Annotated in this window: 14 protein-coding genes; 10 read left to right on the plus strand and 4 right to left on the minus strand. The window is 64.6% G+C overall.

Annotated elements, in window-relative coordinates; translation table 11 throughout:
• Positions 1-90: 90 nt before the first annotated feature.
• The 5 genes from AC5P68_RS04800 (at position 91) to AC5P68_RS04820 (ending at position 3,536) form a co-directional block, all read left to right on the plus strand.
• Positions 91-567 carry a hypothetical protein gene (locus tag AC5P68_RS04800; RefSeq protein WP_005413845.1) on the plus strand — a complete coding sequence of 159 codons (477 nt, stop codon included), beginning with the start codon at positions 91-93 and terminating at the stop codon, positions 565-567.
• A gap of 96 nt (positions 568-663) precedes the next feature.
• The gene (locus AC5P68_RS04805; RefSeq protein ID WP_033833174.1) at positions 664-933 is read left to right on the plus strand and encodes a hypothetical protein; all 270 of its coding nucleotides are present in this window, start codon (positions 664-666) and stop codon (positions 931-933) included.
• A 125-nt stretch (positions 934-1,058) separates the two neighbouring features.
• On the plus strand, positions 1,059-1,304 hold the full coding sequence (locus tag AC5P68_RS04810) for a hypothetical protein (protein ID WP_005413847.1): 246 nt from the start codon (positions 1,059-1,061) through the stop codon (positions 1,302-1,304).
• Between the two features lie 97 nt (positions 1,305-1,401).
• Entirely contained in the window at positions 1,402-1,650 is a 249-nt protein-coding gene (locus AC5P68_RS04815) for a hypothetical protein (protein ID WP_005410137.1), read from the plus strand.
• 182 nt (positions 1,651-1,832) lie between these two features.
• Positions 1,833-3,536, plus strand: coding sequence for an ATP-binding protein (locus AC5P68_RS04820; protein WP_049430649.1), 1,704 nt, complete (start codon positions 1,833-1,835; stop codon positions 3,534-3,536).
• Here AC5P68_RS04820 and AC5P68_RS04825 read toward each other — a convergent pair.
• Positions 3,533-5,068, minus strand: coding sequence for an FAD-dependent monooxygenase (locus AC5P68_RS04825; protein ID WP_231522408.1), 1,536 nt, complete (start codon positions 5,066-5,068; stop codon positions 3,533-3,535). The two genes, AC5P68_RS04820 and AC5P68_RS04825, sit on opposite strands and share 4 nt — an antisense overlap.
• Before the next feature lie 82 nt (positions 5,069-5,150).
• Between AC5P68_RS04825 and AC5P68_RS04830 the strand changes: the two genes are divergently transcribed.
• The 3 genes from AC5P68_RS04830 to AC5P68_RS04840 all read left to right on the plus strand — a co-directional run bounded on the left by AC5P68_RS04830 (position 5,151) and on the right by AC5P68_RS04840 (position 8,369).
• A complete protein-coding gene (locus AC5P68_RS04830; protein ID WP_231522409.1) occupies positions 5,151-5,795 on the plus strand; it encodes a TetR/AcrR family transcriptional regulator in 645 nt (214 codons plus the stop codon).
• Between the two features lie 73 nt (positions 5,796-5,868).
• A complete protein-coding gene (locus tag AC5P68_RS04835) occupies positions 5,869-8,010 on the plus strand; it encodes a TonB-dependent siderophore receptor (protein WP_231522410.1) in 2,142 nt (713 codons plus the stop codon).
• Between the two features lie 161 nt (positions 8,011-8,171).
• Positions 8,172-8,369, plus strand: a complete 198-nt coding sequence (locus AC5P68_RS04840; RefSeq protein WP_231522411.1) for a hypothetical protein — start codon at positions 8,172-8,174, stop codon at positions 8,367-8,369.
• Between the two features lie 110 nt (positions 8,370-8,479).
• On the opposite strand, the gene AC5P68_RS04845 is transcribed toward AC5P68_RS04840, so the two are convergent.
• From AC5P68_RS04845 to AC5P68_RS04855, 3 genes are all read right to left on the minus strand, one after another.
• Positions 8,480-9,802 (minus strand): Smlt3024 family type IV secretion system effector, encoded by a 1,323-nt coding sequence (locus tag AC5P68_RS04845; protein ID WP_049402218.1) that lies wholly within the window; start codon positions 9,800-9,802, stop codon positions 8,480-8,482.
• Between the two features lie 31 nt (positions 9,803-9,833).
• A complete protein-coding gene (locus AC5P68_RS04850) occupies positions 9,834-10,697 on the minus strand; it encodes a Smlt3025 familytype IV secretion system inhibitor (protein ID WP_231522412.1) in 864 nt (287 codons plus the stop codon).
• A 151-nt stretch (positions 10,698-10,848) separates the two neighbouring features.
• Positions 10,849-11,196, minus strand: a complete 348-nt coding sequence (locus tag AC5P68_RS04855; RefSeq protein ID WP_231522413.1) for a winged helix-turn-helix transcriptional regulator — start codon at positions 11,194-11,196, stop codon at positions 10,849-10,851.
• A 101-nt stretch (positions 11,197-11,297) separates the two neighbouring features.
• On the opposite strand from AC5P68_RS04855, the gene acuI reads away from it, so the two are divergent.
• Both acuI and AC5P68_RS04865 read left to right on the plus strand, forming a co-directional pair.
• The gene (gene acuI / locus AC5P68_RS04860) at positions 11,298-12,287 is read left to right on the plus strand and encodes an acrylyl-CoA reductase (NADPH) (RefSeq protein ID WP_012480659.1); all 990 of its coding nucleotides are present in this window, start codon (positions 11,298-11,300) and stop codon (positions 12,285-12,287) included.
• 146 nt (positions 12,288-12,433) lie between these two features.
• Positions 12,434-12,754 (plus strand): hypothetical protein, encoded by a 321-nt coding sequence (locus AC5P68_RS04865; RefSeq protein ID WP_005410147.1) that lies wholly within the window; start codon positions 12,434-12,436, stop codon positions 12,752-12,754.
• Positions 12,755-12,838 lie beyond the last annotated feature (84 nt).

A 12,838-nucleotide genomic window follows, 5' to 3' on the forward strand; every position in this document is an offset into this window, starting at 1 on the left:
CGCGGTCTTCTCATCGCCGCAGCGATGCTCCACCATCTGCAGGATCGGCGGCAGTTCCGCCGCCGGTCGCAGCATGGAGACGGAACCCACGTGGCAGCAGGATCGACCAGGAACCGGGAGAAGCTGCTCGATGACCTGCTCTCGCTGGGCCGTAACTGGGCGCTGGCGATCGCCATCGCAGGTGCCGGGGCAGCAGTTCACTACAGCGAGTCGGTGTACGAAGCAGGACTCTGGCGAGGCCTGCTGCCTACCATCTGCTTCCTGGTCGCGATCATCTGGATCGTGCTCAGCATCATCCGCTTCGACCTGACCCTCCAGCAGCACTTCGAGCGCAAGCGCACGCGCTGGCTCAGCCGCCTGCTCTATGTCGTGCTGCTGGGTACCGGCATCACCGCCGTGTTCTTCGTGACCGAACTGGCGTCCAACAACCACATCGCAAGGATGTGCGACGCCGTGGCCAACGAACCGGCCAGCCGGATCCACCGGTCCGCCGAGTGCCAGCGCCTGTACCAGCATCGGGCGGCGTACCGGCAGCGGCTGGAATCGGCCGAGGGCGAGTTCGACTGAGCCGGCTGCGCATCGCGTGCGCGAAAAACACATGGCGTGGATATGCGGTCGGGCACAGTGGCTGCGCCTCCCTCGCAGCGAACGAACGCCGCCGACATGCACCACCCGCCTGCCCCTGCCCGCCACGATGCCATCGCCCTGCAGGCAGGCGTACTCGGCAGTTTGCTGGGCGTGACGCTGTTCAAGGCGATCGCACTCTCCGCACCGGCCAGTGGATCCCTGATCGTGATCGGGCTGTGGCTGCTGGCCTGCGCGCTGCTGGCTGCCTGGGCACTGGCCGCCTGCCTGGCCTGCCTTGCGCTGAGCCGGCGCGTATTCGTGCTGATGCTGGCGCTGAGCATGATCCTGATGATCTGCGTCGCCTGACAGCAGCAGACGCCGGACTATCGCGCATCTGTTACAGAATAACAAGTGCGGTTGGACGGATTGCTCGTGCCCGGGGTCACGGATTTGAATTCCATGGCCAGCCCGGCACCACCCGAGACCTCCCCATGATCCTGCAGCCCCTGCTTCGCGCTTCCCTCACCGCCATTGCCCTGGCCACGCTCAGCGCCTGTGCCACGTATGACGACAGCAACATGCACCAGGCCTGCCAGGAGTCGCCGCATCTGAAGGACCTGCCACCCGAAGTGGCTGCCCGCGAGAGCCGCTGCAACAAGAGCATGGAAGTGTGGTCGAGCGAGCGCAAGGGCAGTGACAGGCCGATCGACCTGAGCGGCAAGAAGAAGGATCTCTGAGCCGCCGGGCATCTTGATCGTTCCAATGCATGCGGATGACCAGCCCGTCACGATCGGGGGGGCAGGATAAGGCCTCCCCATCACGACGACTTTCCCGATGCCGGCCACTGGTCACCCTGTCATCCATGCCTTTGAAGCTGTGTTCGACCTGTCTGGCGGGGTGGAGCGCATTACGGCGCTCACTGTCATCTGCCGGCATTGCTCTGAAACCCGCTCGGCCAGCGAAGACAATCTGGTCCAGCTACCGGGCGGCGCCTTGTTCCGCTGCGACGGATGCGGCAGTCATCAGGCGGTGAGCCATGCGCGGGTTGCCGATTGGCAGGTGAATTCGCTTCTGGGTGTCTGAGGCTGCAGTACGACGGTGCCACGACGCAGGCTGTTGGCACAGGGATGATGGTGCAGTCAGAGGGCGCCCCGTGAGCCACCTCGTCCGCCGCGCAGGGCCGATGACAGCCAGGGCAAAGGAACTGTGCAGGGCGCAATGACATCACCTCGGCTAAGCTGCGGCACCTTTCTTCGCGCACGGCCATGCATCCCTTCCCCCTTCCTGTCTCGGCACCCGATCAACTCGCCTACCGACTGCTGCAGGACAGCGACTGGGCCCGTTCCGCCGACGCGACCAACGCTCCTCCCGAACTTCGCGCTCTGCTGGCGATGATCCTCGATTCTCCGGAGCCTCTGTGGATCGCATGGGGCCGCGACAACAAGGCGTTCTTCTTCAACGATGCCTACCTGCCGCTGCTGGGCGGCAAGCTGCACGGCGCCATGGGCAGCCGATTGGAGGACGTCTGGGCGGACGTCTGGGCCGACGTCGTCGATGCTGTCAACGACGCCTTCGGCGGTACAAGCCGCAGTTTCAAGAACATGCCGTTGATGATGGACCGTGATGGCACGTTGCGCGAGACATTCTGGACGTTCTCCTACTCGCCGCTGCGTGCCGGTTGCGGAGGCGTGGCCGGCATCATCTGCATGGTCAGCGAGCAGACCGAACGGGTGATCGAACGCGACCGGCACACCCGCCAGGTAGCGGCCATCACCGAGCAGGCACGCGAGGCCCATCTTGAACTGGTACGCGCCCGCGAACAGCTGCGGCAGTCGCAGAAGCTGGAGGCCATCGGCCAGCTGACCGGCGGCGTTGCCCACGACTTCAACAATCTGCTGCAGGTCATCACCGGTTCCGTGGACATGCTGCTGCATACCTGGCCGGCCGAAGATGCGCGCCTGCGCTATGTACAGGCGATCGAAACCGCCGCTGACCGCGCCACTCGCCTGACCGCCCAGCTTCTGGCGTTCTCGCGCAGGCAGAGCCTGTCGCCGCAGGTATTCGACCTCTGCGAGAGCGTACGCGCGCTTTCAGACATCATCACCACAGTGCTGGGTGCACGCATCTCCGTGTCGGTGAACCTGCCCGACGCCCCGTTGCCGGTGCTGCTGGACCGGACCCAGCTCGACACCGCACTGATCAACATCGCGGTGAACGCGCGCGACGCCATCGACGGCCACGGCAAGGTGACGATCGATGTGGAACAGCTGGCATCGGTGCCTTCCGTACGGTTCGCGGCGCCGATGAAAGGCAACTTCGCTGCGATCAGCGTCAGCGACACCGGTGCCGGTATCGATCCGTCCGTGGTGGACCGGATCTTCGAGCCATTCTTCACCACCAAGGGAGTGGGCGCGGGCACCGGGCTTGGCCTCAGCCAGGTTTTCGGCTTCGTCAAGCAGTCCGAGGGCGAAGTGGACGTACAGAGCCAGGCCGGTGTCGGTACGCGCTTCACGCTGTATCTGCCGCTGGCGCAGGCAAACGCCTCCATCGAGCTGCCGACCGCGCAACCGGGATTGCTGCATGGTCACGGATTGTGCGTGCTGGTGGTGGAAGACAATGTGGATGTGGCCGAATTTGCAGTCGGTGCGCTGCGCGAGCTTGAGTACAACGTCGTACTCGCGCGCAATGCCGACGAAGCACTGGCGGAGCTCGAGCGCGACGCTGCCCGTTTCCACGTGGTGTTCAGCGACGTGGTCATGCCCGGGACCAATGGGCTGGATCTGGCCCGCACCATCCGCAGCCGCCTGCCCGATCTTCCGATCATCCTCACCAGTGGCTACAGCGAACTGCTGGCCCGCGATCCAGGCCACGGTTTCACGCTGCTGCGCAAGCCCTACTCACTGAAGCAGCTGGCCTCGGTGATGACCGAGGCCAGCTGTCGCTCGCAGACGATGGTGACTGCGCATTAGCCGGCAGAACACCGGGTCGGACCGGTCCAGGAAGCAAGCGCTGAATCGAGGCCGGACATATCCCCTTGCGTGCCACAGGCCCAGGCAACGATGCCATCCGGGCGCACCAGCACCGCCTCCAGGCCCGACGCCACATCCCCGGTATCTGCAGCGCAGGCGATGGAAGGCTGCCAGCGTCGGCCATGCTGCGGCGGCGAAGAGGCCGGGTCGAAAACAAGCAGCGCCCCCTGCCCCGCTCTCAACAGTTCGCCCAGACGGCGGCCATCGACCAACCGGAATTCCGGGGCGCTCCTGCCGACCAGCGGGTGGTCTCCGTCAAGATCCAGCTGCTGCGAAACACCCCAGATCCGCTCGGCCAGATACGTGGCCCCATCGCGGGTGCCGGCCAGGTCGGCCATGATCGCTGCCAGCGCGCGCGAACCGGGCCCGGGTCGCATCAGCGCAACCTGCGCGCGCGACCAGTCCAGCACCTTGGCACCCACCGGATGGCGCTCCGCCTGATAGCTGTCCAGCAGCGCCTCATCGGCCTTGCCCCGCGCTACGGCGGCCAGCTTCCAACCGAGGTTCATCGCATCGCCGATGCCGAGGTTCAGTCCCTGGCCGCCCAACGGCGAATGCATGTGCGCGGCATCACCTGCCAACAGCACACGTCCGCTGCGATAGGCCGTCGCCTGGCGCGCAGCATCGGTCCATGTCGTGGCCAGGTGCAATGCAGTGATCGTTGCCTCGCGGCCAGACACCCGCCGCAGCAACGCTTGCGCGGTGAGCCGGTCCAGTGGCGTGCGATGGCCGGCGCCACCATCGAAATCGGCCAGCGCCAGCATGCCTGGCGGGTTGAAATTGCACATCCCGTGATCGGTGAACTGTCGGCCTGGTGTGAGTACACACCCATCTGCCAGTTCGACCAGCAGCGTGTAACCGGTGAACTCCGGCCCGGTTCCAGCGAAGAGGAAGCCCGATTGTTTGCGTACCGTGCTGCGGGCCCCATCACAACCGACCAGCCAGCGGCCGTGGACCCTGCCGGAGCCGGTGTGCACGGCAACCTGCGCCTCGTGCGCATCCACCGCCTGCACCGCACGCCCGCGTTCGATGCGCACGCCCAGCGCAGTCGCACGTTCGGCGAACACCGCTTCCAGGGCCTGCAACTCCACCGCCATCTGGGTGCCCGCCGGTGTCGGCAGGCGCCAGCTCCAGCGCGCCTGGTCCACATCGTCCAGTGCAAATGGAATGCCCGCGAAGTGCCCACCCAGCGCACGCGGCTGCGCCAGCCAATGGGCGGTGCCGGGCGGCGGCGCGCCCTTGTCGGGCTTGAGCACCTGCGTCGCGGCGACCGCGTCCAACAGGCCGCGCCGATCCAGCGCCTCCAGCGTGGGGGCGTTAAGGCCGCGCAGCCCGAATGGCAGGCGCTTCAACGGCGAACCGGCGGACCCGGCCTGCTCCAGCACCAGCACCGAACACCCGGCCAGGGCCAGTTCGCAGGACAGGAACAGGCCAACCGGGCCAGCACCGGCAATGACGACGTCGTACAGCATCGAGATTCCTTGTGAGCGCCGGGTCGGCGCTCTGGCGGGCCAAATGTTACACTCGGTGTACGTTTTCACAAGTGAACCGCCCATGGCCCCGCCTCCTGGCCGCCGCGAACAACGCAAGGCCGTGACCCGACAAACGATTTCGGACGTCGCCACCGAGCTGATCATCCGGCGCGGCTTCGAGGCCGTCTCCATGTCCGAGATCGCCGAAGCCGCGGGCGTCTCACGCAAGACGGTCTTCAACTACTTCGCCAGCAAGGAAGACCTGGTGTTCGACCGGGATGAGGAGGCGCGCACGCTGCTGCGCGAGGGCATGATGGCGCGCAGCGGCCTGACCCCGCTCGCGGCCTTCCAGTCGCTCGTTCGTGAGCTGCTGGAGGCCGGCCATCCGCTGCTGCGCATCAATGCCGGCGCTGTCGCCTTCTGGGGCACCGTGGCGGAGAGCCCGGTACTGGTCGCGCACGCGCGACGGCTGCAGGCGCAGTTGACTGACGATCTGGCGCGATTGATGGCCCACGCTGTCGGCCGGCCCGAACATGACGCCGAAGCGCGACTGGGCGCGGCCATGCTGCTGGCGTCGATGGTGGCGGCCTATGAGAAAGGACTGGCAAGCCAGCTGCAGGGCAAGGACCCGCGTGAGGCCATGCGGCAGCTGATCGTGCGCGGTGCCGCCGGGGTACTGGTGGCCTTGGCGGGCACCCCGTATACGGACCCCGGCGCGCGTCCATAGCGCATCCGGGGAATAGGCGTCGAAGTATCGCAAATGCTAATCTTTCTCATTTGCAGACACGTGACCCTCCCCAATGCCCCTGCCCATGCCCCTGCAACGCACCCTGTGCCTGGCACTGACCCTGCACGTGGCGCCCCTTGCGCATGCAGCTGAGTCCTCCGCTGCCGCACCCAAGGATCTGGACAAGGTCGAAGTCCGCGGACGCGCACAGACACTGTATCGGGTAGACGATGCCGCGGTCGGCACCCGCACCGATACGCCCCTGGAGCTGGTCCCACAGTCGATCCAGGTCATCCCGCGTGAACTGATCGACGACCAGGCCGCGCGCCAGGTGACCGACCTCTATCGCAGCATCAGCGGCATCAGCTATTTCAGCTATGCCGGGGTGACCCTGCGCGGCTTCCGCCAGGAGAACGTGCTGTATGACGGCCTGCGCGGCGACCCGTACGCAGGATTTTCGGTGCCGCAACTGTTCAACATCGAGCGCGTGGAAGTGCTGAAGGGGCCGGCAGGCGCGCTGTATGGCGGGGGTGATGCGGGCGGTGTCATCAACTACGTGACCCGCAAGCCGAAAGCCAGCGCCGAACGCCGCATCGAGGTCCAGCTCGGCGACAAGGACTTCCGTGCCGGATCGATCGAGGGTACCGGGCCATTGAATGCCATCGGCAGCGTACGCTATCGCGCCGGGCTCTATGCCGACAGTGAACAGGGCGTGCGCTGGAACACCGACAGCGAGAGCGTGATCGGCGACGCCTCGCTGGCCTTCGACGTTGGCCAGACCGGCGAGCTGGTGCTGCAGTTCACCGACATCACCCAGAACCTTGGCGGCAACCGCCTGCGTGGCGTGCCGGTCAACGATGCAGGCACGTTCCTGACCGACCGCCGCTGGAACCACAACGAGGCCAGCGACTTCCTCGACATGCGCGCCAAAGTGGCGCTGGCGCACTACCGTTTCGCGCCGAGCGACACTCTGGACCTGGACTTCGCCGCCCGCTGGTTCAGCAACAACGAACACCAGATGTACCACGAGCCGATGGGCCTGATCGATCGTGACCGCGATGGCGTGGCCGAGTGGATGACCCGCCAGCTGCGCAACCAGATACGCGACAACGAAGCATTCACTGCCAACGGCAATGCCGTCTGGCGGGTGGCCACCGGCACGGTTGAGCACAAGGTGCTGTTCGGCGCCGATGTGTACCAGCTGGATGCGGATTTCACCGCACAGACCGCGAACAGCGCTGACCTTGCGCGTGGCGCCGGGCCGGTGCGCGGCATCGACCTGTTCAATCCCGTGTACGGCGCCAGTACCTGGCACGACTACAACCTGGCGGCCCTGCCCTGGCGCAGCACATCCACCCGCAGCAAGCGCCATGGCGGCTACCTGCAGGACGAACTGGCACTGGGCCCGCGCTGGCATGTGCTGGCCGGGGTGCGCTGGGATGGCTTCAAGGATGAGGATCGCATCACTGGCAACAGTGTGGATGGCAACGATCTCAGCTGGCGGCTGGGCAGCACGTTCACCGTGCGCGAGGGCCTGAACGTCTACGCCAACGTCGCCAGTGGTTTCGTGCCGCAGAGTGCCTCCAACCAGAACCCGGCCGCTGGCGGACCGTTCGATGCCGAGCGCAGCAAGCAGTGGGAAGTAGGCATGAAGTCGCTGCTGGCCGACCGTGTGGCCTTGAACATGGCGGCCTACCGGATCGACCGCAGCAACATCGTGCAGGCCACCGGCGAGGTGATCGGTGGCGTGAACCAGTTGGCCGCGCTGGGCCTGGTACGCAGCACCGGCATGGAGCTTGACCTGCTGGCCGACCTCAGCGAGCGCTGGGTGCTGAATCTGACGTACGCCTACAACGATGCGCGGGTGAAGGACGCCGGCCCGAATGGCATCACCAACGCCTCAGGCGACCGATTCGCCAATGCGCCGCGCAACAAGCTGGGGTTGTGGACGCGTTATGACCTGCCGGCGATCAACTCCGCCATCGGCTTTGGCGCGGATCACGTCGGCGAACGCGTCAGCCTGGATGGGCAGACGGTCAAGGCCTACACCGTGTTCGACGTGAGCTGGAAGACCACGTGGAGGCAGTGGCAGTTCCAGGCCAACGTCAAGAACCTGTTCGACAAGGTGTTCGCGGCCAGTGGCTTCATTGAACGCAACGGGCATTTCCCCGGAGATCCACGGCGGGTGTATGTGCAGGCGGCCTACAGCTTCTGACCGGAAGCACGTGTAGCGTTGATCCACTGCCGGCAAGCAGATCGTTGCCTGGCACTGGTCCACGCCTGTCCGAAACCGTCGGCACTTCCAGTCACTTGTGCACGATCTCCTCCGCCTGTAGCGTTGCCGTTGCCCAAGGAGGGCTATCAACGGAGTGAAGCATGAAGATTGGATTCAAGCTGTCTGTTGCTGTTGCGGCTGCTGCACTGACCCTGGGAATCGGCAGTGCCTCCGCGCAGTCCCGCTGTACCCCTTGCTACACCGCGTATGACGCGTGCCTGGCGGCGGGTAATGGCGAGAAGGTCTGTTACCCGGCGTTTGCTCGTTGCCTGCGGAACAGCGGCTGCACCATCCCGTAAGTCACGCACTGCCGTGATGCGTGCCGGCCCCCATTTCGGGGGCTGGCATTGGCTGGCAGGCGCTGCGCCTTACTACTGAAAAGGTTCCATACGCGACTGGCGGTGTGATTTCATCCCATCCGCATCGCATGGTTCTCGCGCGCCTGCACATCAATTTCCTGCTGGCGTTGCCCGGCAGTCTGCTGGCGCTCCAGGTCGACCGCTTTCATCTGCTGCAACGACTGCGCAACCGGCGTCTGTACTGCTATATCCGTGGGCATTGAAACGCGCAGGTGGGCGGGGTCGGTCATCTCGCCCTGCACCACGAACACGTTCCGCCCTGCGGGAGCGTCGGCCGTCTGGGCGCTCAGCAGCACGTGATCGGCACGTTCAAACTGGTTGCGGCGGGCCAAGGCCATCACGCTCGCCACAAGACGCTCGCTGTTCTCATCGTGGGTACGTCCCGCGCTGGCATCGATCGCGGCCACGCCTTCCCGCACCTGCTGCAGCAATGTGTACTCACGGTGGCCAGGACCAATGTCGGCCAGACGGGTCGGCGCCTGTGAGGGATCCGCCACGTCGTCCACGGCTGCGGTAAGCGGGCTGCGGGTAATGGTCCGATACGGGTCGTCCGGGTGGAACTGGGTTCGCTTCTCCAGGCGCTCCAGACGAACCTCGCGCGCGTCGTTGAGTTCGGCGATACGTGAGGGATCGGTGATCTCGCGCAGCGACATGTGACCGCCGCCCGCACTGATGCTGGCCCATTTCCTGTCCGCCTCGAAGTACATCGCGTAGTAGCTGTTGCCACCGATGACGTTCGGATCGACCGTCGAGCGCCCTTCCAGGGCCTGGGTGGCTTCCAGCACGCTCAACCGGGTAAGGTACTGGCCGCCTTTCGTCCATCCCATCTGGCTGATGGCATCGACGCTGGTGTTGCCTACACGCGGGCCTCCGGCGTAGTCATTGTTGAGCATGTTGGTCCAGATCTGTTCCAGCTTCGCGGGGCCGCTCTTCTGCTCAGCCGCCTGCAGCAACACGCGCGGCGTCCAGCAGTTGGGATCAAGTTCATGCCGTTCAAATGCCCGGTCGTGAGCCAGCATTACATCCTTGCCGGGAAGATTCAGTGCCAGGTCTGGACGGCGCTCGTTCATCCACTGCTGCCGCAACTCAAGATCTCTTTCCAGCAGGGTCTGCCCAAAGGACTCCCATTGCCGTTCGGTCAATTGTGCATTTGGAAACCGGGATCCCTCTTCCTGCTGGCTCTTCGCGTAGTCCTGTGCATAGGTGTTCGCGACGCGTCCCGGCAGGCTGTCATTGCGTACAACACCCAGTGCCAGTGTCCCGTATCCATCGGCTCCCGGCAGTTGCGACAGGTAGTTCCAGTAAAGCTCGCGGTTACCGTCTCTGGCATAGCTGCCAAGGACGCTCAGATCTCGCTCGGTCAATCCACTCATACCCTACCCCTTCTCTTCCTTGAATCACCGATCACTTGGACCGGGTGCGCGCGATGACGTCCCTGACGGCCTCTTCCATGCGCTTCCAGTCCTTCAGAAACACTCTCTTGTAGTCCAGGCTGACGGACAGCTTGTTGTCGATGTCGACGAAGTAATGAACGCAGCCCGCTGCCACTTCCCCAGGCTCACTGATCACCTCGCGCCCCTCCAGCCGCACGCCGTCGCGTCGGAATTCCTCGCCGTCACATTTGATGAACGAGCTGATCCGACCATCGCCCTGGCGTGCGATGTACCAGTCTCTCTCGTAGGCGGGATTGCGGACAGGCGGCTTCCCGTACCGCGCCTCATACTTCTTCGCGTACACCACCATCTTCGCTTCATCGATTGCATAGGGCGTCAGGCCCAAGGTCTGCGGCTTTGCAACGCGTTGATCGAGACGGTCCCTGGGATCCTCCCTTTCCACAGAGCCCTCCTCCGTGATGGCTTCATTTGACGACAGCCTTGAAAGCAGTGTTTCGACGGGAATGCGATCGACGTAGTTGATCCGAATGGCAATCTCCTTCCGGAAATCATTCGTACGTGGATTCGCCCGCGCACCCGGCGCCGTCGGCTTCATGTCTGGCCACTCGATGACCAGCGTCACACCCTCGCCCGGCCACGGTGCGATCTGGCTGTCCAGGTAGTTGGCTGGAATGCGGAAGGTATTCGGCCCGAGCTTCACGTCCACGGGCGCATCGGTATAGGTGTGGCCGTTGATCGTGCGGCCGGTCTGGGTCGCGCCGGACATGGCGGGATTCCTTTCGTGTTCGTTGGACGGTGGCCGCGCACAGGCACCGGCACTCACTGCAACGGCAAGTGCAAGCGTCAGACACCGGCTGGGGGACATCACGTGCATGGGCATTCCATTGCAGGGTTCCAGCGCCACTATAGGCAACCGGGCGTCCACGGAACAGGAACCGCATCGCAGCCCTTCATGAAACCAGGCAGCGCGCCACATGCGCTGCCTGCAGTACTGCGGATACTGCTTCGGCACTCCACTCCAGGTCTCAGCCGTTGCTGTCCGCGCCTTTATGGCCGCGATAGGTTTCACCCCACTCGCGCATGGCAAGCAGCACCGGCACCAGCGTGCGACCGAATTCGGAAAGCTCGTACTCCACCTTCGGCGGCACTTCCGGGTACACGTGGCGGATCACCACCCCGTCAGCCTCCAGTTCCCGCAGCTGGCTGGTCAGCATGGACTGGGTGGCGTTGGGCACACGCCGGGTCAGCTCCATGAAACGTCGCTTGCCTGTCATCAGGTGAAACAGAATGATCGGCTTCCACACGCCGCCCATGACCGACAGCGTGACTTCCACCGCGCAACCGCTCTTGCCATCCCAACGCCTGCTACGCATGCATACTCCTGAAAACCATAGTACCTACGGAAATTCATCGTTCTTGTTGCGATGACGGCGCGAGCCTAGCATGGCCCCATTCCTTGAATGTGAGGCCCAGCATGACGTTCAAAGCACTGCTCACCCGCAAGACGAACAACCAGGTTTCGACCGAGCTGGTCGATTTTGATGAAGCCGATCTGATGGACGGCGACGTCCTGGTGGACGTCGAGTACTCCACGCTGAACTACAAGGATGCGCTCGCCCTGACCGGCAAGAGTCCGGTCATCCGGACGTTCCCGCTCATTCCCGGCATCGATCTGGCAGGTGTGGTGCTGGAATCCAGCAGAGCCGACTTCCAGCCAGGCGACCGCGTTGTGCTCAATGGCTGGGACCTGAGCATGGGACATCACGGCGGGCTGGCCCAGCGCGCGCGCGTGCGGGGCGAATGGCTCAACCGGATTCCCGGCAACTTCAGCACCCGCGACGCCATGGCCATCGGTACCGCAGGCTATACCGCCATGCTGTGCGTACTGGCCCTCGAACATGCGGGGCTGACGCCCGAAAAGGGCGATGTGCTGGTGACCGGCGCCAACGGTGGCGTCGGTTCGATCGCGGTGGCGATCCTCTCAAAGCTGGGCTATCGCGTGGTGGCCGCCACCGGGCGCCCGGAACACGCCGAGTATCTGCACAGCCTGGGTGCCGCCGAGATCATCGACCGCGCGCAGCTTTCAGAACCGCGCGAGCGGCCGGTGAGTGCCGAGCGCTGGGCCGGGGTGGTGGATGTGGCCGGTGGCCCTACCCTCGTCAACGCCATTGCCGAGACGAAATACCGAGGCGCCGTGGCCGCCTGCGGGCTGGCGCAGAGTGATGAGCTGCATGGCTCGGTGCTGCCCTTCATTCTCCGCAACGTGACGCTTGCCGGTGTGGATTCGGTGAATGCGCCGCAGGAGGTTCGCCAGCGCGCCTGGGATCGGCTTGCCACCGACCTGGATCCACAGAAGCTTGAAAGCACAGTGCAGCTGATTGGGCTTGCCGAGGTGCTGGATGTCTATGAGCAGATCATCCCGGGCAAGGTGCGTGGGCGGATTGTGGTGGATGTGAATGCGTGAGCAGGTCGTCTGGATCAACTGCATCTGATGCAGTTTCCATGCTGCGGCGAATGGTGAACACGTAGTGAAACAACGCGGGCAGCGATGACCTCAAGCCACTGCCGCTCGCATACGCTCGGGTTCCCATCGCTGCCTGGACACCCGACATGCCAATGACCGCGTTCGCACTTGCCGCTGCGCTTTCGGGCCTGCCCGACATCACCTGGGAGCGCGAGCGCGCCGAGGATGCGCACCAGCTCATGCTGTGCCAGATCCATCGCGATGCGCTGAAGCAGAACGAGGGCAAGGACGATGCCTATCCGCGTGCCAAAGCGGTCTGCGACCTGCTGGCACGCGAGTACAAGGACAAGTGGGATTTCGATGCGCAGGATGCCCTGGCCGCTTCGGCGGTGGATCTGGATGAGCTGATCCGACGCGGCGATGTGGTGGAAGTACCGCCGACGAAGCAGGATCGCGCCTACGAGTGATGGCGTGCCCGCGGGCAAGGCCGCACGCATCGACAAGGCCGCTTATCATGTGGACCTGGGGGCGCGATACGCCCTGTTGACGCT

It is taken from the genome of Stenotrophomonas sp. YJH_SMC_58 (genome assembly GCF_059369635.1).

Bases quoted from the DNA above. Each gene is read 5' to 3' on its own strand.
- AC5P68_RS04805 (WP_033833174.1), top strand. From the start codon at position 664: ATGCACCACCCGCCTGCCCCTGCCCGCCACGATGCCATCGCCCTGCAG.
- AC5P68_RS04810 (WP_005413847.1), top strand. From the start codon at position 1,059: ATGATCCTGCAGCCCCTGCTTCGCGCTTCCCTCACCGCCATTGCCCTG.
- AC5P68_RS04815 (WP_005410137.1), top strand. From the start codon at position 1,402: ATGCCGGCCACTGGTCACCCTGTCATCCATGCCTTTGAAGCTGTGTTC.
- AC5P68_RS04820 (WP_049430649.1), top strand. From the start codon at position 1,833: ATGCATCCCTTCCCCCTTCCTGTCTCGGCACCCGATCAACTCGCCTAC.
- AC5P68_RS04825 (WP_231522408.1), bottom strand. From the start codon at position 5,068: ATGCTGTACGACGTCGTCATTGCCGGTGCTGGCCCGGTTGGCCTGTTC.
- AC5P68_RS04830 (WP_231522409.1), top strand. From the start codon at position 5,151: ATGGCCCCGCCTCCTGGCCGCCGCGAACAACGCAAGGCCGTGACCCGA.
- AC5P68_RS04835 (WP_231522410.1), top strand. From the start codon at position 5,869: ATGCCCCTGCCCATGCCCCTGCAACGCACCCTGTGCCTGGCACTGACC.
- AC5P68_RS04840 (WP_231522411.1), top strand. From the start codon at position 8,172: ATGAAGATTGGATTCAAGCTGTCTGTTGCTGTTGCGGCTGCTGCACTG.
- AC5P68_RS04845 (WP_049402218.1), bottom strand. From the start codon at position 9,802: ATGAGTGGATTGACCGAGCGAGATCTGAGCGTCCTTGGCAGCTATGCC.
- AC5P68_RS04850 (WP_231522412.1), bottom strand. From the start codon at position 10,697: ATGCACGTGATGTCCCCCAGCCGGTGTCTGACGCTTGCACTTGCCGTT.
- AC5P68_RS04855 (WP_231522413.1), bottom strand. From the start codon at position 11,196: ATGCGTAGCAGGCGTTGGGATGGCAAGAGCGGTTGCGCGGTGGAAGTC.
- acuI (WP_012480659.1), top strand. From the start codon at position 11,298: ATGACGTTCAAAGCACTGCTCACCCGCAAGACGAACAACCAGGTTTCG.
- AC5P68_RS04865 (WP_005410147.1), top strand. From the start codon at position 12,434: ATGCCAATGACCGCGTTCGCACTTGCCGCTGCGCTTTCGGGCCTGCCC.